The organism is Aquabacterium commune (genome assembly GCF_004362855.1).
In the GTDB taxonomy this organism is placed as follows: Bacteria; Pseudomonadota; Gammaproteobacteria; order Burkholderiales; family Burkholderiaceae_C; genus Aquabacterium; species Aquabacterium commune.
Genome location: NZ_SNXW01000005.1, coordinates 73839 through 96098, shown reverse-complemented (window position 1 = coordinate 96098; position 22260 = coordinate 73839). Strand labels below are relative to the sequence as shown.

Annotated in this window: 18 protein-coding genes; 7 read left to right on the top strand and 11 right to left on the bottom strand. The window is 67.8% G+C overall.

Annotated elements, in window-relative coordinates:
• Positions 1 to 8: 8 nt before the first annotated feature.
• Positions 9 to 1187 carry a GGDEF domain-containing protein gene (locus tag EV672_RS10165; protein WP_133608847.1) on the bottom strand — a complete coding sequence of 393 codons (1179 nt, stop codon included), beginning with the start codon at positions 1185 to 1187 and terminating at the stop codon, positions 9 to 11.
• 203 nt (positions 1188 to 1390) lie between these two features.
• On the opposite strand from EV672_RS10165, the gene EV672_RS10160 reads away from it, so the two are divergent.
• From EV672_RS10160 to EV672_RS10150, 3 genes are all read left to right on the top strand, one after another.
• Positions 1391 to 1966, top strand: a complete 576-nt coding sequence (locus EV672_RS10160; protein ID WP_133608845.1) for a cytochrome b — start codon at positions 1391 to 1393, stop codon at positions 1964 to 1966.
• A 53-nt stretch (positions 1967 to 2019) separates the two neighbouring features.
• Entirely contained in the window at positions 2020 to 2625 is a 606-nt protein-coding gene (locus tag EV672_RS10155; protein ID WP_133608843.1) for a YceI family protein, read from the top strand.
• An 82-nt stretch (positions 2626 to 2707) separates the two neighbouring features.
• A complete protein-coding gene (locus EV672_RS10150) occupies positions 2708 to 3280 on the top strand; it encodes a YceI family protein (RefSeq protein WP_133608841.1) in 573 nt (190 codons plus the stop codon).
• On the opposite strand, the gene EV672_RS10145 is transcribed toward EV672_RS10150, so the two are convergent.
• From EV672_RS10145 to EV672_RS10135, 3 genes are all read right to left on the bottom strand, one after another.
• Positions 3270 to 5168 carry an ATP-binding protein gene (locus tag EV672_RS10145; protein ID WP_133608839.1) on the bottom strand — a complete coding sequence of 633 codons (1899 nt, stop codon included), beginning with the start codon at positions 5166 to 5168 and terminating at the stop codon, positions 3270 to 3272. The genes EV672_RS10150 and EV672_RS10145 overlap by 11 nt on opposite strands.
• 199 nt (positions 5169 to 5367) lie before the next feature.
• Positions 5368 to 6198: an HDOD domain-containing protein gene (locus EV672_RS10140; RefSeq protein ID WP_133608837.1), complete on the bottom strand. Its 831-nt coding sequence runs from the start codon at positions 6196 to 6198 to the stop codon at positions 5368 to 5370.
• A gap of 127 nt (positions 6199 to 6325) precedes the next feature.
• Positions 6326 to 7417: an AraC family transcriptional regulator gene (locus EV672_RS10135; protein WP_166643529.1), complete on the bottom strand. Its 1092-nt coding sequence runs from the start codon at positions 7415 to 7417 to the stop codon at positions 6326 to 6328.
• A gap of 195 nt (positions 7418 to 7612) precedes the next feature.
• Between EV672_RS10135 and EV672_RS10130 the strand changes: the two genes are divergently transcribed.
• Positions 7613 to 12007, top strand: coding sequence for a CheR family methyltransferase (locus EV672_RS10130; protein ID WP_166643528.1), 4395 nt, complete (start codon positions 7613 to 7615; stop codon positions 12005 to 12007).
• On the opposite strand, the gene EV672_RS10125 is transcribed toward EV672_RS10130, so the two are convergent.
• From EV672_RS10125 to EV672_RS10095, 7 genes are all read right to left on the bottom strand, one after another.
• Positions 12008 to 13045 (bottom strand): tyrosine recombinase XerC, encoded by a 1038-nt coding sequence (locus EV672_RS10125; protein ID WP_133608831.1) that lies wholly within the window; start codon positions 13043 to 13045, stop codon positions 12008 to 12010.
• Between the two features lie 73 nt (positions 13046 to 13118).
• Positions 13119 to 13691, bottom strand: a complete 573-nt coding sequence (locus EV672_RS10120) for a hypothetical protein (protein WP_133608829.1) — start codon at positions 13689 to 13691, stop codon at positions 13119 to 13121.
• Positions 13692 to 13786: 95 nt separating this feature from the next.
• Positions 13787 to 14470, bottom strand: coding sequence for a DUF484 family protein (locus EV672_RS10115; RefSeq protein WP_133608827.1), 684 nt, complete (start codon positions 14468 to 14470; stop codon positions 13787 to 13789).
• 18 nt (positions 14471 to 14488) lie between these two features.
• The gene (dapF, locus tag EV672_RS10110) at positions 14489 to 15379 is read right to left on the bottom strand and encodes a diaminopimelate epimerase (protein ID WP_133608825.1); all 891 of its coding nucleotides are present in this window, start codon (positions 15377 to 15379) and stop codon (positions 14489 to 14491) included.
• Between the two features lie 83 nt (positions 15380 to 15462).
• Positions 15463 to 17031, bottom strand: coding sequence for a methyl-accepting chemotaxis protein (locus EV672_RS10105; protein WP_133608823.1), 1569 nt, complete (start codon positions 17029 to 17031; stop codon positions 15463 to 15465).
• A gap of 113 nt (positions 17032 to 17144) precedes the next feature.
• Entirely contained in the window at positions 17145 to 18047 is a 903-nt protein-coding gene (locus tag EV672_RS10100; protein WP_133608821.1) for a lysophospholipid acyltransferase family protein, read from the bottom strand.
• Positions 18044 to 18961: a lysophospholipid acyltransferase family protein gene (locus tag EV672_RS10095; RefSeq protein WP_133608819.1), complete on the bottom strand. Its 918-nt coding sequence runs from the start codon at positions 18959 to 18961 to the stop codon at positions 18044 to 18046. Before EV672_RS10095 ends, EV672_RS10100 begins: the two co-directional genes overlap by 4 nt.
• Positions 18962 to 19048: 87 nt before the next feature.
• Here EV672_RS10095 and EV672_RS10090 point away from each other — a divergent pair, with 87 nt between their 5' ends.
• Genes EV672_RS10090 through EV672_RS10080 form a run of 3 tightly spaced genes read left to right on the top strand, consistent with a single transcriptional unit; the run spans position 19049 to position 22249 of the window.
• Positions 19049 to 20959 carry a site-specific DNA-methyltransferase gene (locus tag EV672_RS10090; protein WP_133608817.1) on the top strand — a complete coding sequence of 637 codons (1911 nt, stop codon included), beginning with the start codon at positions 19049 to 19051 and terminating at the stop codon, positions 20957 to 20959.
• A gap of 55 nt (positions 20960 to 21014) precedes the next feature.
• The gene (locus EV672_RS10085; protein WP_133608815.1) at positions 21015 to 21431 is read left to right on the top strand and encodes a DUF6978 family protein; all 417 of its coding nucleotides are present in this window, start codon (positions 21015 to 21017) and stop codon (positions 21429 to 21431) included.
• The gene (locus EV672_RS10080; RefSeq protein ID WP_133608813.1) at positions 21428 to 22249 is read left to right on the top strand and encodes a DUF1828 domain-containing protein; all 822 of its coding nucleotides are present in this window, start codon (positions 21428 to 21430) and stop codon (positions 22247 to 22249) included. The genes EV672_RS10085 and EV672_RS10080 overlap by 4 nt, the downstream gene beginning before the upstream one ends.
• Positions 22250 to 22260 lie beyond the last annotated feature (11 nt).

Here is a 22260-nt window from a genome sequence, read left to right as displayed (position 1 = left end):
GGGTGGTTTCAGATGATGCTGGCTGCATCACTTTGCCGCTGGGGCGCGGCGTTGGCGGGCGTGGACGTGGATGCGGGCGCAGGCGCCTGCTCCACGGCCGTGCGGTTGCGGCCTGCGGCCTTGGCGGCGTACAGGGCCCGGTCGGCGCGCTCGATGCAGGCGTCCAGGGGCTCGGCGCAGTCGTAGGCGGTGAGCCCGGCCGAGAAGGTGGCGCGCAGCTCGGGCACCGCGCTCGACATGGGCGCGCCTGCGATCATGTCCCGCACGCGCTCCAGACCGACATTGGCCTGCTCGGTGCTGGTGTCGTTGAGCAGCATCAGGAATTCCTCACCACCCCAGCGCGCGAGCACGTCGGTGTCGCGCAGGGCTTTTTGCGCGATCACGGCGAAGTTGCGCAGCACCTCGTCGCCCACGCCGTGGCCATGGGTGTCGTTGACCCGCTTGAAGTGGTCGAGGTCGATCAGGGCCAGGCAGAAGCGGTGGTGGCCGGTGCGCTCCAGGCGCTTGCGGTGCTGGTGCAGCACGTCCATCATGTGGCGGCGGTTGACCAGGCCGGTGAGCTCGTCGCGCGTGGCCAGGATCTGGATGCGCACCAGGGCCTGGCCGAGCTCGTCTTTCTGGCTTTGCAGCCGGGCGCGCAGGCTGCTGAGCTGGGCGGCCAGCGAGGAGATGGTCGGCACGATGGCGGCCGTCAGCAGGAAGTGCACGATCTCCAGCTTGAAGGGGTAGTTGACCGGGTCGCGCGCCATCATCAGGCCCTGGGCCACGCCCATGGCCACCACGGTGTAGCCTGCGGCGATGCGGGCCCCGCGCGGTTGCAGGTTGAAGACGCCGAACACGAGCACCAGCACCAGCAGCATCATGGTCGAGCCGTGCACCGGCCCGGTGACGGCGTAGGCGCCGATGATGATGGTCAGGGCCGCCAGGATCTGGGGCAGGGTGAGGGCCGGGTCGGCGAAGCGCTGGTTGAGGCCCGAGCGCAGCACGGCGTACCACAGCAGGCAGTTGGCGACGATGGCGCCCGACAGCCAGGTGGCGTCTTGCGCGTTCATGAAGCCCATCCACACGGCATAGGCCTGCAGGCCGCAACACGCCAGGAACACGTTGGCGGCCAACAGCGAGCGCTGGATGCGCAAGCGCTGCTTGGGGTCGGCGCTCAGCAGCCAGTTGGCGAGCGAGGATGTCACGGATGTCTGCATGGACCTTTCACCACATTGCCATGGGCATCGGCGTTCATGCCATTGAACTGTAGCCAGGCGGTGGAAGGCAAGGGGGCTTGCGCCGACACATTCAAATGATTTGAAGTTTGGCGTGAATCCCACTCAACCTGCTTGAATGGGCGCGTCTTTACGCTGACGATGGTGATGCCAAGCCCCAGGAGGTGACTTCGATGACAAACCCATCTCAACCCAATTTGACCGCGGCCTCGCCGCGCTACACCGCCGTGGCCATGCTGCTGCACTGGGTGCTGGCCGTGGCCATCCTCACCGCGTTCTTGGTGGGCCTGTATGTGGAGGACCTGCCGTTCTCGCCGAACAAGCTCAAGCTCATCAACTGGCACAAGTGGGCCGGGGTGACGATCCTGGCGCTGTCGCTGCTGCGCCTGGTCTGGCGCCTGACGCACCGCCCGCCCGCCTTGCCGGCCCGCATCACACAGGCCATGCCCAGCTGGCAGCGCGTCGCCCACCACGGCACCCACCACCTGATGTACCTGCTGTTCTTCGCCGTGCCGCTGCTGGGTTGGGCCTACAGCTCGGCCAAGGGCTACCCCATCGTGTGGTTCGGCGTGCTGGCGCTGCCTGACTTTGTTTCGCCCGACCCGGCTTTGGCCGATGCGATCAAGCCCCTGCACGCCCTGGCGGCCTGGGGCCTGATCGGGCTGGTGGCCCTGCACGTGGCAGCGGCACTCAAGCACCAGTTCATCGACCGCGATGGCCTGCTGGACCGCATGCGCCCGGGCCGCTGAGCCGACCCCACGCCTTCCCACACCACCCCATCCTGCCTGCCAAGGAGTTTTCCATGACCTCTCGCCGTTCCTTGACCGTGGCGCTGGCCGCCCTGACCACCATGGGCGCCCTGGCCAGCCTGGCCGCTGGGCCGGCCCTGGCCCAGCCTGCCGCCGCCGCGCCTCAAACCCTGGTGCCCGCCAAGAGCGAAGTCACCTTCGTGGCCAAGCAGCTGGGCGTGCCCCTGCAGGGCCGCTTCAAGGCCTTCCAGGTGCAGTCGGCCTTCGACCCCAAGGCGCCGGCCACCAGCAAGATCGCTTTCAGCCTGGACCTGGGCAGCGTGGCACTGAACGCCGATGCCGACCGCGAGCTGTCCAAGCCTGAGTGGTTCGGCACCGCCAAGTTCCCCAAGGCGAGCTTCCAGTCCAGCGCCATCAAGGCCCTGGGCGGTGGCAAGTTCGAAGTGGCTGGCAAGCTCACGCTCAAGGGCCAGGCGCATGACCTGGTCGTGCCCGTGCAGCTCAGCCAGGCCCAGGGCCTGAGCACGGCCACCGGCAGCTTCGTGCTCAAGCGCCTGGACTTCAAAGTGGGCGAGGGCGATTGGGCCGATGCGTCCATCGTTGCCAACGACGTCCAGGTCAGCTTCAAGCTGGTGCTGCAGGGCGTGCCGGCGCTCTGAGCGTCCTTGCCCGCCCCGTTCACCCATCCCGTCTTCACCCATCCCTTCTTTCCCCCGACCCACCCCTTCACTGGAGATTCCCATGACCCGCACCCTGATCGCTTCTGCCCTGCTGGCTTCCCTGGCTGCCACCGCCGCCCACGCGGCACCGGCCACTTACGCCATCGACCCGACCCACACCTTCGTGACCTTCGAGGCCAAGCACTTCGGCACCTCGACCAACCGCGGCCGCTTTGACAAGAAGTCGGGCTCGGTCACCATCGACGCCGCCGCCAAGACCGGCCAGGTGGACATCACCATCGACATGGGCTCGATCAACACTGGCACCGAGGCCTTCAACAACCACCTCAAGGGCAAAGATTTCTTCAACGCCGAAGCCTTCCCCCAGACCACGTTCAAGAGCAGCAAGGTCGTGTTCGAAGGCGAGAAGGTCGTGGCCGTTGTGGGTGACCTGACCCTGCTGGGCAAGACCCAGACCGTGACGCTGAAGGCCAACAGCTATGGCTGCTACGACAACCCCATGCTCAAGCGCCAGGTGTGTGGCGGCGACTTCGAAACCACCATCCAGCGCGCTGAGTTCGGCATGGGCTATGGCCTGCCCTTCATCCCCAACGACATCAAGCTGGTGATCCAGGTCGAAGCCGTCAAGCAGTGATGGTTGCGGTGGCGTGACCGGCCAGGTGGCGGTGCAGCACCGCCAGCAGCTCGTCGGCCCGGAAGGGCTTGGCGAGGTGGTCGTCCATGCCGGCGGCCAGGCACTGCGCCCGGTCGCTGCTCAGCGCGTTGGCCGTCAGCGCCACCACCGGGATGGGCAGCACGCCGTGCTCGCTTTCCCAGCGGCGCAACAGGCGGCTGGCTTCCATGCCGCCCATTTCCGGCATTTGCAGGTCCATCAGCACCAGCTGAAAGGGCCGGCTGTCGTGTGACAGCAGGGCCAGGGCCTCGCGGCCGTTGTCGGCGCGGGTCACGCTCAGGCCGTGGCGGCGCAGCATGGCGTCGGCCACCAGGGCGTTCACGGGGTTGTCTTCCACCAGCAGCACGTGGGCGTTGAAATGCACCAGGCCGCCCGCGGCGGGTTCGCTGCGCAGCTCGCCCACGGCGGGCCCGGGCGCCGGGATGTCGGGCAGGGGCACCGTGATGGTGAACACCGAGCCGCGCCCCAATTCGCTCATGCAGACCACGTCGCCGCCCATGGCCCGCGCGATCTCGCGGGTGATGGTCAGGCCCAGGCCCGTGCCCTTGTGGCGGCGCACGAAGCTGCCGTCGGCCTGGTGGAAGGCGTCGAAGATCAGGGGCAGTTGTTCGGGCGGGATGCCCACGCCACTGTCCTGGATGGTGAAGCGCAGTGTGCCTTCGCCATGGCCTTGCGCCTTGTCGCGCGCCACCACCAGCCGCACCTCGCCCATGTCGGTGAACTTGATGGCGTTGCCCAACAGGTTGTGCAGCATCTGGCGGACGCGGGCGGCGTCGCCTTGCACCCAGCAGGGTTGCGGCAGGCGCACATCGGTCAGCAGGCGCAGGCCCTTGTCGGACGCGTTGACGCGCAACAGGCCCAGCACCTCGTCGAGGAGGGCGCGCAACTCGAAGGGTGCGTGCTCGATGTGCAGCTTGCCGGCCTCGATGCGGGAGAAGTCGAGCACGTCGTTGATGATGTGCAGCAGGTGCTCGCCGGCCCGCTCGATGAGCTCGACCTGGTGGCGGCTTTCGGCCAGCACGCCCGGGCGCGCGGGCAGGCGCTCCAGCGTCAGGCGCGCCAGGCCCAGGATGCCGTGCAGCGGCGTGCGCATTTCGTGGCTCATGGTGGCCAGGAACTGGTCTTTGATGGCGCTGTGCCTTTGCGCCATGACCAATGCGGCGGTGCGTTCGCGGGCGATGCGGTCGGTGGTGAAGCGCAGCCACAGCAGCTCGGTGATGCGGCGCTCGGCGCGGCGGCTTTCGAACAGCAGCAGGGCCAGCAGCGACAGCAGGCCGGCGCCGCCGAAGAAGCCGTAGGCGTCCTGGCGGAACAGCAGCGCCAGACCCGCTGGCACCAGCATGGGCAGGTTGATGGCCAGGTTGGGGCGAAAGTGCGCCTGCAGCGTGAAGGTGCACACGGCGCAGGCGCCCACCAGGGTTGCGCTGATGACCGCGCTGGTGACCATGTCGCGCACCGGCATCATCACGCCGGCCAGGCCCCAGCAGGCGCCGTGCAGCGCACAGGTCAGGGTGAGCTTGTGCAGCCAGCCCGGGTCGTCGCGCTCGGTGCCGTGGGCCGTGGCCTCTTGACCGGCGCGGCGGTAGGCCCGCCACTGGAGCAGCCGCACCACCGAGGCCAGCACGCACAGCGAGGCCCAGGCGATGGCCCAGCGGTGGCCGGTCTGGTCGGCCACGGCGATGGCCAGGCCGATGGCGGCCAGGACGCTGACCACCGACACCGGCACGGTGGGCGCGAACAGCATGCGGATGCGCTCGGCCCGGATCAGCCGGGTGAGTTCGGGGTCGTGCGAAGCGGCGGCATCGTGGCCGTGCAGGGGCGGCGCGAACGCGGAAAAGCCAGACGGCATGCAGTCCTTTGGTCGGGGCGGCCGCGCTGGCGGGTGGGCAGGGGCGTGCGCGGTGAGCCGCCGGAAGGCTGTTGCTTCAGGCCGCAGACCGGCGCGCCTGTGCGCCCGTCACAGGGACATCCTCTCGGTTTGATCGTTGCAGCCGATGCTGCAGCGATTGGCGCCAGGTGTCAATCGGGCGGACACTGGGCCGCCGGCCTCAACCCTCGGACTGGGGGATGTTCAGGCGCTCGCAGACCCGCATGGTGGCCAGCTGGAAGGCCTGGAAGTGCAGGCCGACCTGGTGGGCGACCGGCTCCAGCTCCGACCAGACGGCCTGCGGGTCGGTGTTGCCCAGGGGGTTGAGCAGCAGCTTGTCCACGGCGGCGCCGATGGTCAGCAGCTTTTGCACGGCGGGGCGCTCCTGCGTCCACTGGGTGGCGCTGTTGGGGCGGGCGCGCACGCTGTCGCTGACCTCGCGCGACAGGCCCCAGGACTGGCACAGGGCCGCGCCCAGGGCCGAGTGGCTGACGCCGAAAGCTTCGATCTCGGCGGCGCACAGCAAAGCCTCGTCGGAGCCATCGGTGTCCAGGGCCGCGTAGCGCTGGCGGTCGTAGGCGAAGAGCACGGCGCGGCCGCTTTCGGCGAACAGGCCGGCGGTGTGCGACAGCCACGGGTCCACGTCGAGCTGGCGGGCGATGCGGCCCATGGCCAGGCCGCGGATGCCGGCGCGGTCCCAGATGTTTTGCAGCAGCGGGCTGGGCGGGAAGGCGCCGCGCAAGCCGATTTCGTAGGTCAGGCCGGCCACTTGCGCCATGCCCAGGTAGCGGATGCCCTCGTGCACGGTTTCCACGCGCTTGAGCAGGCCGAACAGGGCGGAGTTGACGGTGCGCACCACGGCCGAGGACAGGGCCATGTCGGTTTCGATGAGCGAGGCGAGCTGGTCGGTCGAGCAGTTCTCGTCGGCCATCAGCAACGACAGCTTGACCAGGGTGCTCGGGCAGGCCGGCAGGTCGATGTTCAGGTTGCGGAGTTGGGGCGCGATGCTCATGGCGAAGTCCTTGGAAAACCTGCCCAGTCTAGGCCGTTGGCATCGGCCAAATGCATGGAACTGCACCCGACAAGGTCGCTTTTACGAGGCTTATGGCACGCATCTCCCGGCACGCCGGGAGAAAAGCTCAGCGAGGGATGAAACGGCGACGCATCGGGCCGCCTGCGCCTGGCCGCACCACGCCCTGGGCCTTGCGGAACTCGCTGGGGGGCACGCCGCGCCAGCGCCGGAAGGCTTCGATGAAGGTGGTGACGTCGGCGTAGCCCAGGCGCTCGGCGATTTCGCTGTGCGTGAGCGTGGCGCGCGTCATCAGCTCCTCGGCGAGGGTGGAGCGCACCTCTTCGAGCAGCGAGCGGAAGGAGGCGCCCTCAGCCGTGAGGTGGCGGCGCAGGGTGCGCGACGTCATGCCCATCTCGGCGGAGATTTCCTCCATGTCGGGGATGTGGCCGGGCGTGCGCATGAGGCGGTCGCGCACCTGGGCGGCCACGCCGGTGCGGGCGCCGCGCTCGTCCACCAGGCGCTTGCACATCTGCTCGCACAGTGCGGCGGTGTGGGGGTCGGCCTGGGGCAGGGGCTCGTGCATGAGCGCAGCGGCGAACAGGCTGCGGTCTTGCGCCTGGTTGAACAGCGGGCGCACGCCGAAGAGCTGGGTGTAGGCCTCGATGACCTCGGGCTCGGGCTCGGGGCGGCGCATCAGGATGGCCCGGTAGGCCAGCGGCCGCCCGAGGATTTCGCGCTGCAGCGTGACCACGGCGGCGCGGTCGCGGTCCATGATGAACTGGCGCACGTCGGTCGGCAGGTGGTCGGAGTGGTAGGTCACCATGATCTGGTCGCCGACCTGCTCGACCTCATTGGTGGTCAGCGAAAACGTCTGGTTGAGCATGCGCGAGGCCATGCTGATGCCCATGCCCAGCGTCGGGCTGGCCATCACGGCGTAGCCCCACAGGCCGTAGGTGGTGACGTGGTAGCGGCAGCCCGCCTCGATGCCCAGCGTGGACCGCTGCGGCAGCAGGTTGACCAGGTTGCGGATGAGCTGGATTTCCTGCAGCGCTTCCAGTTGGCCGCGCGGGTCTTCGGTCTGGGCCTGACCGAGCCCCGAGTGGCGCAAGACCTCGTCCAGGCCCAGGCCGTGGTCCAGGCCCAACTGGCACAGGACACGCGCGGTGGCCATGCCGCGGCGGAAATCCCAGAGCTGCCTGGGCACGGTTTTCGAGCTCATCTGTGACTGCGAAAGCATGACATTTGTCAATTCCATTATGTCTGACCCCACAATGCGTTGTCGCACGCGTGTCCGATGGTGCCTATTTTCATGGGGCCGCTGGCGCGGTATCGTCGGGCGCTTGGCGAGGCCCGTTTTCTCCACCTGCCCGCTGCGGTCCTGGCGGCCTCAAGCCCTTCCTCCAAGCCCTGTCTCATGCGGCACATCCACCCCCGAACCTCCTCGGTCGCCCTGGCGATGTCTTCTGCCTCACCGGAAGCTGGCGTCCAGGAAGCGGCCTTGCTGGACGTCATTGTGGAGCTGGTGCGCCACGCCACGCAGGTCGATGTGTCGCACTACAAGGACAGCACCTTCCGCCGGCAGTTGCAGCGGCGCATGCTGGAGCTGGGCGTGCCCGATCTGGACGCCTACGTGGCCCACTTGCAGCAGGATGCCGCCGAGTTGCAGCGCCTGCAGCGCAGCCTGCTGATTTCGGTGACGCGGTTTTTCCGCGACCCGGAGGTGTTCGCGCGCCTGGCCGAGGTGCTGGCCGAGATCGTCTCGGTGCGCCCCGATGCCGAGGGGCTGCGCCTGTGGGTGCCGGGTTGCGCCACCGGCGAAGAGGCCTACACCCTGGCCGTGCTGGTGGCCGAGGCCTTGGGCGACCGGCTGCCGCGTTGCCCCGTGCGCCTGTTCGCCACCGACATCGATGCCGACGCCATCGCCCAGGCCCGCCGTGCCGTGTACCCGCATGCCGCGCTGGAGGGCGTGCCGGCCGAGCTGGCGGCGCGCCATTTTGTGGTCGATCAGGACGGCGTGCGGCCGGCCCGCCACATCCGCGACCTGTGCGTTTTCGCGCAACACGACCTGCTGTCGCAGCCGCCCTTCGTCAACCTCGACGTGCTGAGCTGCCGCAATGTGCTGATCTATTTCGAGGGCTCGGCGCAGGTGGAAATCCTCTCGCGTTTCCACCATGCTTTGCGGCCGCAGGCCTGCCTGCTGCTGGGACAGTCGGAGTCGGTCGGGGCCTTGAGCGAGCTCTTCCAGCCCACCGACGGCCACGTCAAGCTGTTCCGCCGGCGCACGGTGCCATCGCCCCGTTTGCTGGAGCTGTCGATGGGGTGGCGGCGCATCGGTGCCGCGGCCGCTGCGCAGAAGGCGCGGCCGGCGCCCGCCGAGTTGCTGGCCGCCAGCGAGTTGCGCTTTCACCAGCACCTGCTGCAGCGCCACGCCTTGCCCAGCGTGCTGGTGGACGCGCAGGGGCAGGTCCAGCATCTGTGGGGCGATGTGGACCGCTTCCTCAAGCTGGAGGGCGGCAAGGCGGACTTCTCCCTGGTCGGCTTGTGCGTGCCGGCCTTGCGCGCCGAGGTGCGCACCTTGCTGCACCTGGCCACCACGGCCGCGCCGTCGGAGCTGGCCAGCATGCCGGTGGCCTTGCCCTTGCCAGATGGCGCTGGGCCAGCCGAAGCCGTGCGCCTGCACGCCCAGGCCCTGTGCAGCCCGGTGGGCGAGGTGCAGGGTGTGGTGGTGAGCTTCGAGGTGCAAGCGGTGGCGCAGACTGGCGGTGGCATCGCGCAGCAGGGGCTGGACAGCGCGGCCCGTGCCCATGGGCCCGACGCGGTTTGGGGCCCGCAAGCCGACACCGCCGAGCGGCACCGCCTGCGCGACGAACTGGCCGTGGCCCGCGAGCACCTGCACGCCATGGTCCAGCAGCTGGAGCGCGCCAACGACGACCGCCAGTCCCTGCACGAAGAGCTGCAGGCCTCGTCCGAGGAGCTGCAATCGTCCAACGAGGAGCTGCAGGCCTCCAACGAAGAGCTGACCACGCTCAACGAGCAACTCCTGGCCAAGTCCGAAGAGCTCACCGGCCTCAACGACACCTTGCTGAGCATCGAGAGCTCCATGCAGGTGGCGCTGGTGGTGGTCGATGCCCGCCTGCGCGTGCGCCGCTTCAACCCGCTGGCCGTGCGCATCTTCGGCCTGCTGGAACACGATGTGGGCCGCTCGCTGGCCTCGGTGCCTTGCAGCCTGCCGCTGTCGGGCCTGCCCGAGCAGATCGGCCAGGTCCTGGCCTCGGGCGAGGCGCTGGTCTCGCGCATCGACCAGGACGAGCGCCACTACCTGATGCAGCTGTCGCCGCTGCGCGATGCCGATGGCCAGCTGCACGGCGCCATCCTCAGCTTCACCGACGTGGCCGAGCTGCGCCATGCCGAGGTCGAGCGTTCGCGGCTGGCGGCCATCGTCACCAGCTCGGAAGATGCCATCGTGGGCAAGACGCTGGACGGCATCATCACCAGCTGGAACCCGGCGGCCGAGCGCCTGTTCGGCCACAGCGCGGCCGAGGCCATCGGTCAAGCGATGCTGATGGTGTTCCCGCCCGAGCTGCACGATGAAGAGGCCATGCTGCTGTCGCGCATCGCGCGGGGCGAGACGGTGTCTTCCTTCGACACCGTGCGCATGCACCGCGACGGCCGGCGCCTGGCCGTGTCGGTGACGCTGTCGCCCATCCGCGATGGGCAGGGGCAGATCGTCGGGGCCTCCAAGATCGCCCGCGACATCAGCGAGCGCATCGCCATCGAAGAGGCCCGCCGCGCTGACCACGCCCGCCTGGCCTCGCTGGTGGCCGAGCGCACCCGCGAGCTGGCCGACAAGGAGCGCCACCTGCAGTCCATCCTCGACGGCATGCCCGGCATGGTGGCGTACTGGGAGGCCACGCCCGAGGCCTTGCGCCTGCGCTTTGCCAACCGGGTGCACCGCGAGACCTTGGGGCACAGCGAGGGCAGCGATGGGGCACTCACCATGCACGAGCTGCTCAGCGACGAGCTCTACGGGCAGATCGCACCACATGTGCAACAGGCCTTGCGCGGCGAGGCCTGTGCCTGCGAGTGTTCGCCCTTGCCCGCGCAGGACTGTGGCGTGCCCCCGGTGTGGCAGCTGAGCTTCGTGCCCGATGTGGCCAGTGGCGGGGTCAAGGGCTTCATCGTCATGGGCTTCGATGTGTCCTCGCTCAAGCGCGCGGAAGTGGCCGCCGAGGCTGCCAACCGCGCGAAGAGCGAGTTCCTGGCCAACATGAGCCACGAGATCCGCACCCCGCTCAACGCCGTGCTGGGCCTGGCGCAACTGGCGCAGCGCCAGCACGAGGGCGCGCCGGTGGCGGGCACCTTCGGCCACATCGTGCAGGCGGGTCAGCACCTGCTGGGCGTCATCAACGACATCCTGGATTTCTCCAAGATCGAAGCCGGCAAGCTGGAGCTGCAGGTGGGCCGGGTGGACATCACCGAGCTGATCGACCAGGCCGTCACCATGGTCTCGCAGCAGGCCAAGGCCAAGGGGCTGTCGCTGCGCATCTCGCGCGACCCGCAGCTGGCCGATGCTTATGTGGGCGACCCGGTGCGCATGGCGCAGCTGCTCATCAACCTGCTGACCAACGCGGTGAAGTTCACCGACACGGGCCGGGTGGAGCTGGTGCTGAGTGCCACGGCGGCGACGGCGCAGCATCCCCAGGGCGGCCTGTCCCTGGTCGTCAGTGACACCGGCAGCGGCATGAGCCCGGCCGTGTTGCAGCGCCTGTTCAAGCCCTTCGAGCAGGGCGACAACAGCAGCACCCGCCGCGTGGGTGGCACGGGCCTGGGCCTGTCCATTTGCAAGCGCCTGGTGGACCTGATGCACGGCCGCATCGGCGTCAGCAGCAACGTGGGGCTGGGCTCGCGCTTCGAGGTCTGGCTGCCGCTGCGCCCCCTGCTGACCCACATGGCCGGTGGCGCGCCCGACGCGGGTGGGTCGCCATCCACCACGGCGACCCTCGCAGCCGGTGCCGCGCGCCAGCCCCGTTTGCAGTGCCTGCGCGTGCTGGTGGCCGAGGACCACCCCATCAACCAGATGGTGCTGGGCCAGTTGCTCTTGCTCGAAGGCGCCGAGGCCACCATGGTGGACAACGGCCTGCAGGCCGTGTGCGCGCTGGAAGACCGTGGCACCGCGGCCTTCGACGCCGTGCTGTGCGACGTCGAGATGCCCGTGATGGACGGCTACGAAGCGACGCGGCGCATGCGCGCGATGGCGCCGGCGCTGCCCATCATCGGCCTGACGGCCCACGCCTTCGAGGATGCGCGCCAGCGCGGCGAGGCCGCCGGCATGAGCGGCTACCTCACCAAGCCCTACATGATCGACGCGCTGGTGCAGTGCCTGGCCCGCCTGAAGCCGCAGCCGGCTTTGGATGCCGGTGCTGGCGCGCACGCGGCTCAGCCCGAGCCCCCGTTGCCCTTGCCGCGCCTGGACGAGGCCGCGCTGCAAGCCCATTACCGCGCGGTGCCCGGCTTCGTGCCGCGCCTGCTGGAGATGGTCCACACCCATTGCCAGGACGAGCCGGCCCTGCTGCGCCAGGCGGTGCAGCGTGGCGATGCCGAAGCCCTGCGCCAGCTGGCCCACGGCGTGGTGGGCATGGCCGCCAACGTGCTGCTGCCCGAATTGCGCGAAGCCGCGCAGCGCGTGCAGGCCAGCGCGGAGCGCGGTCAGCTGGACGCGACCACCCACCAGGCCGTCGAGGCCTTGTGCGGCATGCTGGGCGCCCTGGCCGACAGCCTGGCGCCCGCCGCAGAGGCCCGCGCGGGCTGATCAGTCGCAGCTGTCCTTGCGGCGCGCCCGCGGGTGGGCGGCGTCATAGACCTTGGCCAGGTGCTGGAAGTCCAGCCGCGTGTAAACCTGCGTGGTGCTGATGTGTGCGTGGCCCAGCAGTTCCTGCACGGCGCGCAAATCGCCGCTGGACTGCAGCAGGTGGCTGGCGAAGCTGTGGCGCAGCATGTGCGGGTGCACGTGCGTGGGCAGCCCTGCCGCCTGGGCCAGTTGCTTGAGCCGGTTGCGCAGCTGCATGGCCGTGAGCCGGCGCCCCAGGCGGCTGAGGAAGAGGGCTGGGCCGTCGGGCGGCGTCAGCTGTTCGCGCACGGCCAGCCAGGCGCGCAGGGCGGTCAAGGCGGCCTGCCCGATGGGCACGGTGCGCCGCTTGCTGCCCTTGCCCAGCACGTGGGCCTCGGCGCCTTCCAAGTCCAGCCAGCCGATGGCGTCGGGGCCGGCGAGCGCGTCCAGGCTCAGCAATTCGGCGCTGCGCAAGCCACAGCTGTAAAGCAGCTCGACCATGGCGTGGTCGCGCGCCTGCAGCCAAGGCGCCTCGCGCGCCGAGCGGGTGGCCGCGGCCGGGGAGGCGGCGTGCTCTGCCGGGTCGGCCGGTGCATGCTCGGCCAGCGCCACGGCATGGTCCACCGAGAGCGCCTTGGGCAGTGGCTTGGCGGCCTTGGGCGGCTTGAGCCCGTCGATGGGGTTGGCGGCGACGCCGCCCTCGCGGCCCAGCCAGCGGTAAAAGCCCCGCCAGCCCGAGAGGGTGATGGCCAGGCTGCGCGGCCCCAGGCCCTGGGCGTGCAGCCGGGCGAGCCAGCCGCGCGCGTGGTGGGCTTTGACATCGCCCAGCGCCAGGGATTCGCGCGCGCAGAAGGCGCTCAGGCGGGCGAGCGCGTCGGCGTACATGCCCAGGGTGCTGTCGGCCAGGCGGCGCTGCACGCGCAGGTGTTCGAGGTGCCGCGCGATGAGGGCGGCCGCATGGGACGAGGCGGTGTCTGACGCCGCAGGGGCATCGGCAATGGCGGGGCGGGGCAGGGCCATGCGGCCATTGTGGGCCGGAAATCCGGCACCGGCACGCTGCTGCGCGCGCCGGGCTTCAGCGCCTGTCAGCGCCTCAAGGCCGGGTGCGGCGGGTCACGCCCAGCAGGCCGAGCAAGGCGATCAAACCCGAGGCCATCATGGCGAAGCTGCTGGCTTCGGGCACGACGCTGCCCACGGTGGTCAGGACGCCGCCGCCGAGCCTGGGGTCGTTGCTGCCCAGGCTGCCGCCATTGGAGATGACGATGCCGCCCCCTTCGCGGGGCGTTGTCACCCCGGTCGCGGTGAGTTGCACGTCTCCGCCATCCAGTGTGACGCCGATGTCGACGGTCACGCTCGACCCGCCGGTCAGGACGATGTTGGGCGCCCGCAGCACCACGTCCAACAGGCTCAGGTTGCCGGTGGCGGTCAGGGTGATGCTGGTGTCGGCCTGGAAGCTGCCGGTGCCGCCCAGGCCTTGCACGTTGAGGTCACCGACGCAACTCAGCACATAGGCGTCACCTTCTTGCACCACCAGGGACTCGCTGCATTGCAGGCCGACGTTGCTGAGCTGGAAGGCCGCCTGGGCCGGTGTGGCGACCGTGGACAAGGCCGTGAAGCTGGCAAGTGCGGCCGCCATGGCCAGCACCGCGCGGGGGCGTGCGTGCATCGGAATCTCCCGGATTTTGAGTGTGCCGGGATGCTGCCACAGCCGCATGACGGTCGCTTGACGACCGTCCGCGGTCCGCTCAGAGGCTCAGCGGCTCAGCGGCTCAGCAGCCGTGACATGGCCGCGCTGGCGATGTCGCCCACCTGCAACAGGAAGTCCACGCCCATGTCGGCGGTGTAGCGGGTGGCGTCGGGCGAGCCCAGCACCAGCAGCCCGTGGCACTCGCCGCCGTGGTGCAGGGGGATCAGCGCCAGCGAGGTGATGTGGGCGCTGTCTTCCAGCCACTTGCCCGCCTCGAAGCCGGAGTTCAGGCCGCAGTAGGGCTGGCCCAGGCTGGCCGCGAAGCTGCGGGCGTCTTCGCTGACGGCCTCGGCGCAGGGCAGGGCGGCGACTTCGGCGCGCAGGGCCTGCTCGGCCGTGCCCCAGATGCGCACCGCCACCTGCGGGATCAGGAACTCGTGGCGCAGGGTTTCGACCAGCACCTCGGGCAGGGCGGCGTCTTCGTGCGCCAGCATGGTGGCGCGCACCCAGCGGTGCAGGCGGTCGGCGATGGCCTCGTTCTCCTGGCTGTGGCGGATCATCTCGATGATGCGCTTTTCCAGGCCGCGTATCTTGTCGCGCAGCATCTCCATCTGGCGCTCCTGCAGCGAGACGGCGCGCTGGCCGTGCGGGCTGGTGAGCTGGATGCTGGCCAGCAGCTGGGCGTTGCGCTCGAAGAAGCCGGGCGTGTGCACCAGGTAGTTCGCGATCTCGTCTTCGGTGATGCCTTGGAGGGTCATGTCAGGGGTGCTCGCAACTCAGAGTTCAGGGACGTCGGTGTCCGGGATGTCAATCTCGCCATCAAACACCTTGACGGCCGGGCCGGTCATCATCACCGGCTGACCGGGGCCGGCCCAGGCGATGGTCAGGCGGCCGCCCGGCATGTCCACGTGCACGGTGGCATCGAGCCAGCCCAGGCGGATGCCCGCCACCACGGCCGCGCAAGCGCCCGAACCGCAGGCCAGCGTTTCGCCGGAGCCGCGCTCGAACACGCGCAGGCGGATGTGGCCGCGGTCAACGACCTCCATGAAGCCGGCGTTGACGCGGCGCGGGAAGCGCGCATGGCTTTCGATCTGGGGGCCGAGCTCTTCCACCGGGGCGTGTTCGGCGCTGTCCACGCGCAGCACGGCGTGCGGGTTGCCCATGGACACCACGGCCACGTCGACCGGGTAATCGGCCAGTGGCAGCGGCCACAGCTCACAGCCGTTGACGAGCTGGGGCGTCAGGCCGGCGCCATCGAAGGGCACCTCGGCGGGCACGAGGAAGGGCGCGCCCATGTCCACGGTGACGCGGCCATCGGCCTGCAGGCGGGGCTCAATGACAGCCTTCATCGTCTGCACGCGGATCACGTCTTTCGCGGTCAGGCCGGTGTCGTGCACGAAGCGGGCGAAACAGCGCGCGCCATTGCCGCACTGCTCGACCTCGCCGCCGTCGGCGTTCACGATGCGGTAGGTGAAGTCGGTGCCGCGGGCCGGGTCGCCGGGCTCGACGATGAGGATCTGGTCGGCGCCGATGCCAAAGCGCCGGTCGGCCAGGAAGCGGTACTGGGCCGCGCTCAAGGTCAGACCTTGTGCCAGCGGCCCGCGGGTGGCGTCGAGCACGACGAAGTCGTTGCCCGCGCCGTGCATCTTGGTGAAACGCAGCTTCATGGCTGCCGATTATCCGCCTGTCTGTGACGCTCTGCGGGCACTTAGCGGGCAGTTTGCGGGCGGGCGCGTGGCCTGCCGCAGCGTCAAGCCTGGATGTGGAAGCGCTGCACCGTTTGCGACAGGTCGATGGCTTGCTGGCGCAGGCTGTCAGCCGCCGCGGCGGACTGCTCCACCAGGGCCGCGTTTTGCTGCGTCATGTGGTCCAGCTGGGTCACCGACTGCGTGACCTGGCCGATGCCGCTGGACTGCTGGCGGGTGGCGTCGGCCACCTCGCCCATGGCCAGGGACACGCGCTGGATGGCGTTGACGATCTCGCTCATGACCTCGCCGGCCTCGCGCACCTTTTGCGAGCCCACTTCCACCCGCTCGGTGGACTGGCCGATCAGGCCCTTGATCTCGCGGGCGGCTTCGGCCGAGCGCTGCGCCAGCGAGCGCACCTCGCCAGCCACCACCGCGAAGCCGCGGCCCTGTTCGCCGGCCCGGGCAGCTTCCACCGCGGCATTGAGCGCCAGGATGTTGGTCTGGAAGGCGATGCCATCGATCACGCCGATGATGTCGGCGATCTTGCGCGAGGCCTCGCTGATCTCGTTCATGTGCTGCACCACGCTGCCCACGACCTCGCCACCGGCACTGGCGCGCTGGCTGGCCGTCGTGGCGAGGTGGTTGGCCTCGTTGGCCGAATCGGCCGAGTGCTCCACGGTCTTGCTGAGCTGGTCCATCGAAGACGCGGCTTCCTGCAGGTTCGACGCGGTTTGTTCGGTGCGGGTGGACAGGTCCTGGTTGCCCGCCGCGATTTCGGTGGACGCCGTCAGCATGCTCTCGGACGAGTCGCGCACCGAGGCCACCATCTGGCGCAGGCCGTCCTGCATCGTCCGCATCGACGTCATCAGGTGGGCGATTTCGTCCTTGCCATTGGGCTTGATCTCGCGGGTGAGGTCGCCGTGGGCGATGGCCTGGGTGATGTCTTCGGCGCGCTTGAGCGGCCCGGTGATGGAGAAAATCGTCGCGGCCATCAGCGGCAGGAAAACGATGCCCGGCGACATCAGCAGCGCCCACAGCGCGGTGATGGCGGCGGTGACTTCGTCGGCCACGGCATCGCGGTGGCGGTCGGCCAAATCGGTGACGTCGCCATTGAGCTTGGCAGCGATCACCTCGACCTGGTCGGCTTCGGCGCGGGCCGGCTCGCTCGATTGGTAGGCCTCGGCCGACGAGCCCAGCGCGTTGGAAACGATCAGCTCCAGCGTGGGCGTGAGGCCCTTGCCGTAGGTGTCGAGCTTGGCCTTGACGGTCTCGGCCGCCTGGCGGATTTGCGCGTTCGGCGCCGCCGCGACCAGCGCCTGCGCGGCTTGGCCCGATTCCACCAACGCCGCCTTCCAGGCTTTGAAGTGGTTCTCGGCGGTGACCGAATCGCCGGTGTTGATGATGGCGGCCTTCTCTTGGCCGCGCAGCTTGCTGAGGCTCAAGGCCAGCGTCGCCATGCGCTGCGTGGCGGTGAATTCCTGCTGAGCGAAGGTGTCGAACTCACCCTTGAGCGACAGCAGGCGCCAACTCATGCCCACGCCCACGATGGTGCCAATCGCCACCACCAACGCCATGCAAGCGATCAGGCGGGACCGGATGGAGAAGCCCCGCAGCCATGTGATCCAGGTCATGAACCAAAACTCCTCGCCAGTGCGAACCACGGGCGTGGCCCTTTCACAGCGTGTTTTGGTATCGGCGCTTGGCGGGGCAAACTTGAGTCGGTTTTCCGCCCGCTTGACGTGGGTCAATAAAGGCCGGGCTCGCCCGGAGGACGGGTCTTGAAGCGCTTGTGCACCCACAGGTACTGGGCCGGGCTTTTCAGGATTTCGCCTTCGATGAAGCGGTTCAGCGCGAGCGTGTCGGCCTCGGCGTCCTTCGTGGGAAAGTGGGCCAGCGGCGGCAGGAACTTGACCTTCCAGCCGCGCCCGTTGGGCAGCAGTTCGGCGATCACGGGTTGCACCACCATGTTCAGCATGCGCGACATGCGCGAGGGCGCCAGCAACGTGGCGGCGGGCACGCCGAAGAAGGGCACGAAGGCGGCATCCCGCATGCCGAAATCCATGTCGGGCAGGTTGAAGAAGCCGTGGCCCACCTTGATGGCGCGCAGCAGCGGCTTGATGGAGTCCTGGCGCGGGAAGATGTCCGCGTTGCCAAAGCGCAGGCGGCCCTGTTTCATGAGGCGGTCGAGCAGGGGGTGGCTTTGCGCCTGGTAAATGGAGGCGCCGGGTTGCTTTTGGCACAGCAGGATGGCCGCGCCCGCCACATCGAGGCCGACGAAGTGCGGGCACAGCCACATGGTGGCGCGGCCCTCTTCGCGCCAGACGCGCTCGGCCAGACCGATGTCACCCTCGACCTGGATCAACCCCCGGATGCGCGCGGGCGGCGCCCACCAGAGCACGGCGCGGTCCAGCAGGCTCTGCGTGAGCCACTGGAAATGCTGCCGGAGCAGCACTTTGCGCTCGGCCAGCGGCATGTCAGGGAAGCACAAGGCGAGGTTGCGCAGGCCGACTTTGCGGCGCGAACCCGCCAGGCGGTAGAGCAGGGCGCCGACGCCGCGTGCCAGGGCGGCCAGCGCAGGCAGGGGCAGCCAGTGCAACAGCCAGAGCAGCGCCAGCCCGGCGCGGATGCCCACGTCCTTGGCGCTCATGCGCGGTCCTTGTCGCCCGGGGCCGTGGTGGCCGAGGTCAGGATGTCGGAACGCGGGCCCTTGTAGCGGTTGTAGCCCCACAGGTACTGCTCGGGCGCTTGCATGATGAGGCTTTCCATGAGCTGGTTGATGGCGGCTGCGGATTGTGCCGCATCGCCCGAGGCCAGCACCGCTTCGGTTTCGGGCGACACCCGCGCCGCGTGCACCACGTAGGCGCAGCCACGGTGCCAGCGCGCCAGCGGCCCCAGGCGCTCGCCGCGCAGCAGCACGACGGCGCAGCGGGTTTGCGCCACCAGCTTGGCGGCCATCGTCATGGTGTAGGCCGAACGGCCAAAAAACGGCGCCCACACGCCCATGCCCTCGGGCGGCACTTGGTCGGGCAGCAGGCCCACGGTCTGGCCCGATTTGAGCGCACGCAGCATCTGGCGCACGCCGCCCAGCGTGGCGGGGCTGGTCAGCATGCCGGGGCGGTTGCGCGCGTTCTTCATCATCTCTGCCAGCCATGCTTGCTTGGCTGGGCGGTACAGCGCCGTGATGGGCTGCTGGGCGCCGAAGCGCTCGGCATAAGCCTGCGCGGTGATTTCGAAGCAGCCCAGGTGCGGCGTGAGCAGCAACAGGCCGCGCCCCTCTGCCAGGGCCTGCGTCACCACCTCGGGGTGCACCCATTGCACGGCGTCGCCCAAGGCCCGGTCGCGCGGGCGGCCCCACAGCAGCGGCAGTTCACCGACCATCTTGCCGGCGTGCGCGACGGCACCGGCCACGCGCCAAGCGCTCAGGCCCGCGGCACGCCCATGCGCCACCAGGCGGCGGCGGTAGGTGGGCGAGAGCAGGAAAGCCAGCCAGCCCAGCAGCGAACCGAGGGGGTGCAGCAGGGACAGCGGCCAGGCGGACAGCAGGGCGAACAGGCGGGACATGGGGGCCGATTCTGCCCGACCCACATTGGCAGCACATTGGCGGCTGCCTTATAGAATGAGCCGCTGTTTCCCCAGCGCACCACGCCAATGCCCGAAATCGTCTTCAAAGGCAAAGAGTACGTCTACAACCACCACCTGAGCGTGCCCTACCGCCCGCTGGTGGCAGACGCGGCCAAAGGCGTGGGCCCGGCCGATTTGAACGGCAACCTCGTGGTGCATGGCGACAACCTGCACGCGCTCAAAAGCCTGCTGCCACGCTATGCCGGCTCGGTTGATTTGATCTTCATTGACCCGCCCTACAACACCGGCAACGAAGGCTGGTGCTACAGCGACGGCGTGAACTCGCCCATCATGAAAGAGTGGCTGAACACCAACCCGGTGGACGGCGAAGACATGCTGCGCCACGACAAGTGGTTGTGCATGATGTGGCCCCGCCTGGTGCTGCTGCGCGAACTGCTGAGCGAGCGCGGCTCGATCTGGATCACGCTGGACGACAACGAGGTGCACCGGGCGCGGATGGTGTTGGATGAGATTTTTGGGGAAGACGCGTTCATTGCCAATGTGATTTGGCAGAAGAACTACTCGCCCAAAAGCACGGCGCAGTTTTTCAGCGAAGACCACGACCATTTGTTGGTTATCGCGAAAGACCGAGCGTTGTGGCGGCCTCGACTGCTCGAGCGCACTGCAGAGATGGATGCGCGCTATGAAAACCAAGGCAATGACAAACGTGGCCCTTGGAAGGCCAGCGATTTGTCTGCGCGCAACTTTTACAGCGAAGGGACATATCCCATCACATGTCCAAGCGGTCGCATCATTGAGGGGCCACCCCCGGGCAGCTACTGGCGCGTCAAAGAGTCAAAGTTCAAAGAAATGGATGCTGAGGGACGAATTTGGTGGGGAGAGGATGGAAATAACATACCTGCGATAAAGCGTTACCTCAGCGAAGTCAAGCAAGGCCGCGTCCCACAAACACTCTGGTTCTACGATGAAGTGGGCCACACGCAAGACGCCAAAAAAACCTTGCTTGAAATGGGCGTGCTTAAAAATCAAGAAAGCACCATCACGCCCAAGCCGGTTGCGTTGATCGAGCGCGTGCTGGAGATCGGCGCAGACGAAAACGCCCTCATCCTCGACTCCTTCGCCGGCTCCGGCACCACCGCCCACGCAGTGCTCAAGGCCAATGCCAAAGACGGCGGGCAGCGCAAGTTCATTCTGGTCGAAGGCGAAGCCTATGCCGACACGCTCACAGCAGAGCGCGTGCGCCGCGCCATCAAAGGCTATGCGTGGTCGGGCACCCAGCGCGAAACCCTGCTCGAAGAAAAAATCACCCTCACGCAGTTCAAAAAGGCCGAGCAATGGCTGGCCAAGATCGACGCCCTCAAGCGCGAACACGGCCTGGCCGATGAAGGTGCTGCAGGCGGTGACCTTGTTGAGCAAGCCCAATCTGCATCGGCAGCAGTGGCCACCGCACAAGGAAAATCCCATCGCCCCCGCTTCGACAAAATCGAAGCCAAGATCGACGATGGCGTTCTGCGCGTCGAAGGCGTGCGCCGCATCAGCGAAATGGCCCCCGGCCTGGGCGGCAGCTTCACCTACTGCACTTTGGGCGAGGCCGTTGAGCTTGAAAAACTGCTCAGCGGTGAACGCCTGCCCGCTTTTGAAGCCCTGGGCGCCTGGCTGTTCTACACCGCCACCGGCGGCACTTTGCAGCCCCTGCCCAAAGGCGCACCCACGCACTACTTGGGCGAGGCACTGGACAAGCACGTCTGGCTCATCTACCAGCCCGATGTGAACTACCTCAAAAGCCCTGAGGCCGCTTTGGTGCTCAGCCGGGCGCAGGCCATGCAGGCCTGGGGCCTGGCGCACGACAAGGCTCTGGGACGCGTGCCCAAGGGGCACTTGGTCTTTGCGCCGGCCAAGTACCTCAGCAACAAGCAGCTCAAGGCGTGCGGTGTGGACTACGCGCCGCTGCCGTTTGCGCTGTACCGCGAGGCCTGAGCCGTACCAACTGATTCAGAATCGGGGTCATACATAACGACAACGAGGGTGGGAAATGCTGACACAGCAGAGGGCTGATCAGTTGATCAAGCTGGCCAAAGAGGCCCTGGCACGTGAATGTGTGACATGGCAAGAAAATCAGCGCCAGGAAGAGATGGTGATCGCCGTGGAAGATCGGGGGATGCAGTTTCTCTTTTCCATGAAGCGCAATCCCCATGAAATCACCGCGCAGCTGCGCACGCGCGACAGACACATTCCACTTGCACGCATCGACAATGCTGCGCAGCATGTCAACCCTGACGGCAACGTACTGCGCGGCCCTCACTTACATTGGTACCGTGAGGGCGAGGGCTTGGCCTGGGCAGAGGCCATCGACTGGTATGACGTGGCCAGACCCATGGACACGCTGGTGAAGTTTTTGGATCTCATCGGGACACGATTCCCCGCTGGACTGCAAGAGGCCTTGTTATGACGACCCAACAACGCGCGCCAGACTTGGCCAGGGAGTACCTTGCGTGGCTGAAAGATCGCTTCCTGACGGTCGAGCGCGGGCAATCGCAGGTTTTGAGCACACCATTTCTGGATCCTTTCCACGATGGCATCGAGATTTGCCTGGATCACCAAGGCGGCGAGTTGGTGCTCCATGACGCAGGCAAGACCTTGGAGCATCTGCTGGACATGGGCGTGAGCATCGACAAATCCGAGCGCCGTCAGAGCATTGTTGAGCATGCCATCGCTGGCTGCGGTGTGCGCTTCGAAGGCGGTCGATTGACCACCGTTGCAACGCCTGACAGCCTCGCGCAACGCGCGCATTTTCTACTCACAGCCGTTTCGCGTTTGAACGATTTGTGGATGAGCGCAACGCCGCGCACGTCGTCCGATTTTTTTGCCATTGTCAAAGAGTTCTTAGACGAGCGTGATGCGCATTACGTTGCCAATGTGCCAATACCCGGCCGAACCGTTGATCACCCTATGGACTTCGTCATTTCCCTTGGCAAAGGGCGTGAGCGTTTGTTGAAATTGATGGCCTCTCCTAGCCTGCAAGCAGCCAAACTGGCGTCTTTTGCTTGGATGGAATTGAAAGACACACGCCCTCAGGCCGAGCGAGTTGTGTTGGTCAACGACATGCAGCTACCGGATGCACTTGAAGACGGACAAGACGCCATCGCGCACATGCCCAGCAAGTCCATCAGTGAACAGGCGGTGGCGATCTTGCAAACCTACAGCACAGGAGTGATGCGTTGGAGTGCAAGGAACGATGCATCCTTTTTGCAGCGTCTCATGGCTTGAAGCACCTTGGA

Excerpts from the sequence above, each read along its gene's own strand:
- EV672_RS10160 (WP_133608845.1), top strand. The coding sequence starts at position 1,391 with ATGACAAACCCATCTCAACCCAATTTGACCGCGGCCTCGCCGCGCTAC.
- EV672_RS10155 (WP_133608843.1), top strand. The coding sequence starts at position 2,020 with ATGACCTCTCGCCGTTCCTTGACCGTGGCGCTGGCCGCCCTGACCACC.
- EV672_RS10150 (WP_133608841.1), top strand. The coding sequence starts at position 2,708 with ATGACCCGCACCCTGATCGCTTCTGCCCTGCTGGCTTCCCTGGCTGCC.
- EV672_RS10145 (WP_133608839.1), bottom strand. The coding sequence starts at position 5,168 with ATGCCGTCTGGCTTTTCCGCGTTCGCGCCGCCCCTGCACGGCCACGAT.
- EV672_RS10140 (WP_133608837.1), bottom strand. The coding sequence starts at position 6,198 with ATGAGCATCGCGCCCCAACTCCGCAACCTGAACATCGACCTGCCGGCC.
- EV672_RS10135 (WP_166643529.1), bottom strand. The coding sequence starts at position 7,417 with ATGAGCTCGAAAACCGTGCCCAGGCAGCTCTGGGATTTCCGCCGCGGC.
- EV672_RS10130 (WP_166643528.1), top strand. The coding sequence starts at position 7,613 with ATGCGGCACATCCACCCCCGAACCTCCTCGGTCGCCCTGGCGATGTCT.
- EV672_RS10125 (WP_133608831.1), bottom strand. The coding sequence starts at position 13,045 with ATGGCCCTGCCCCGCCCCGCCATTGCCGATGCCCCTGCGGCGTCAGAC.
- EV672_RS10120 (WP_133608829.1), bottom strand. The coding sequence starts at position 13,691 with ATGCACGCACGCCCCCGCGCGGTGCTGGCCATGGCGGCCGCACTTGCC.
- EV672_RS10115 (WP_133608827.1), bottom strand. The coding sequence starts at position 14,470 with ATGACCCTCCAAGGCATCACCGAAGACGAGATCGCGAACTACCTGGTG.
- dapF (WP_133608825.1), bottom strand. The coding sequence starts at position 15,379 with ATGAAGCTGCGTTTCACCAAGATGCACGGCGCGGGCAACGACTTCGTC.
- EV672_RS10105 (WP_133608823.1), bottom strand. The coding sequence starts at position 17,031 with ATGACCTGGATCACATGGCTGCGGGGCTTCTCCATCCGGTCCCGCCTG.
- EV672_RS10100 (WP_133608821.1), bottom strand. The coding sequence starts at position 18,047 with ATGAGCGCCAAGGACGTGGGCATCCGCGCCGGGCTGGCGCTGCTCTGG.
- EV672_RS10095 (WP_133608819.1), bottom strand. The coding sequence starts at position 18,961 with ATGTCCCGCCTGTTCGCCCTGCTGTCCGCCTGGCCGCTGTCCCTGCTG.
- EV672_RS10090 (WP_133608817.1), top strand. The coding sequence starts at position 19,049 with ATGCCCGAAATCGTCTTCAAAGGCAAAGAGTACGTCTACAACCACCAC.
- EV672_RS10085 (WP_133608815.1), top strand. The coding sequence starts at position 21,015 with ATGCTGACACAGCAGAGGGCTGATCAGTTGATCAAGCTGGCCAAAGAG.
- EV672_RS10080 (WP_133608813.1), top strand. The coding sequence starts at position 21,428 with ATGACGACCCAACAACGCGCGCCAGACTTGGCCAGGGAGTACCTTGCG.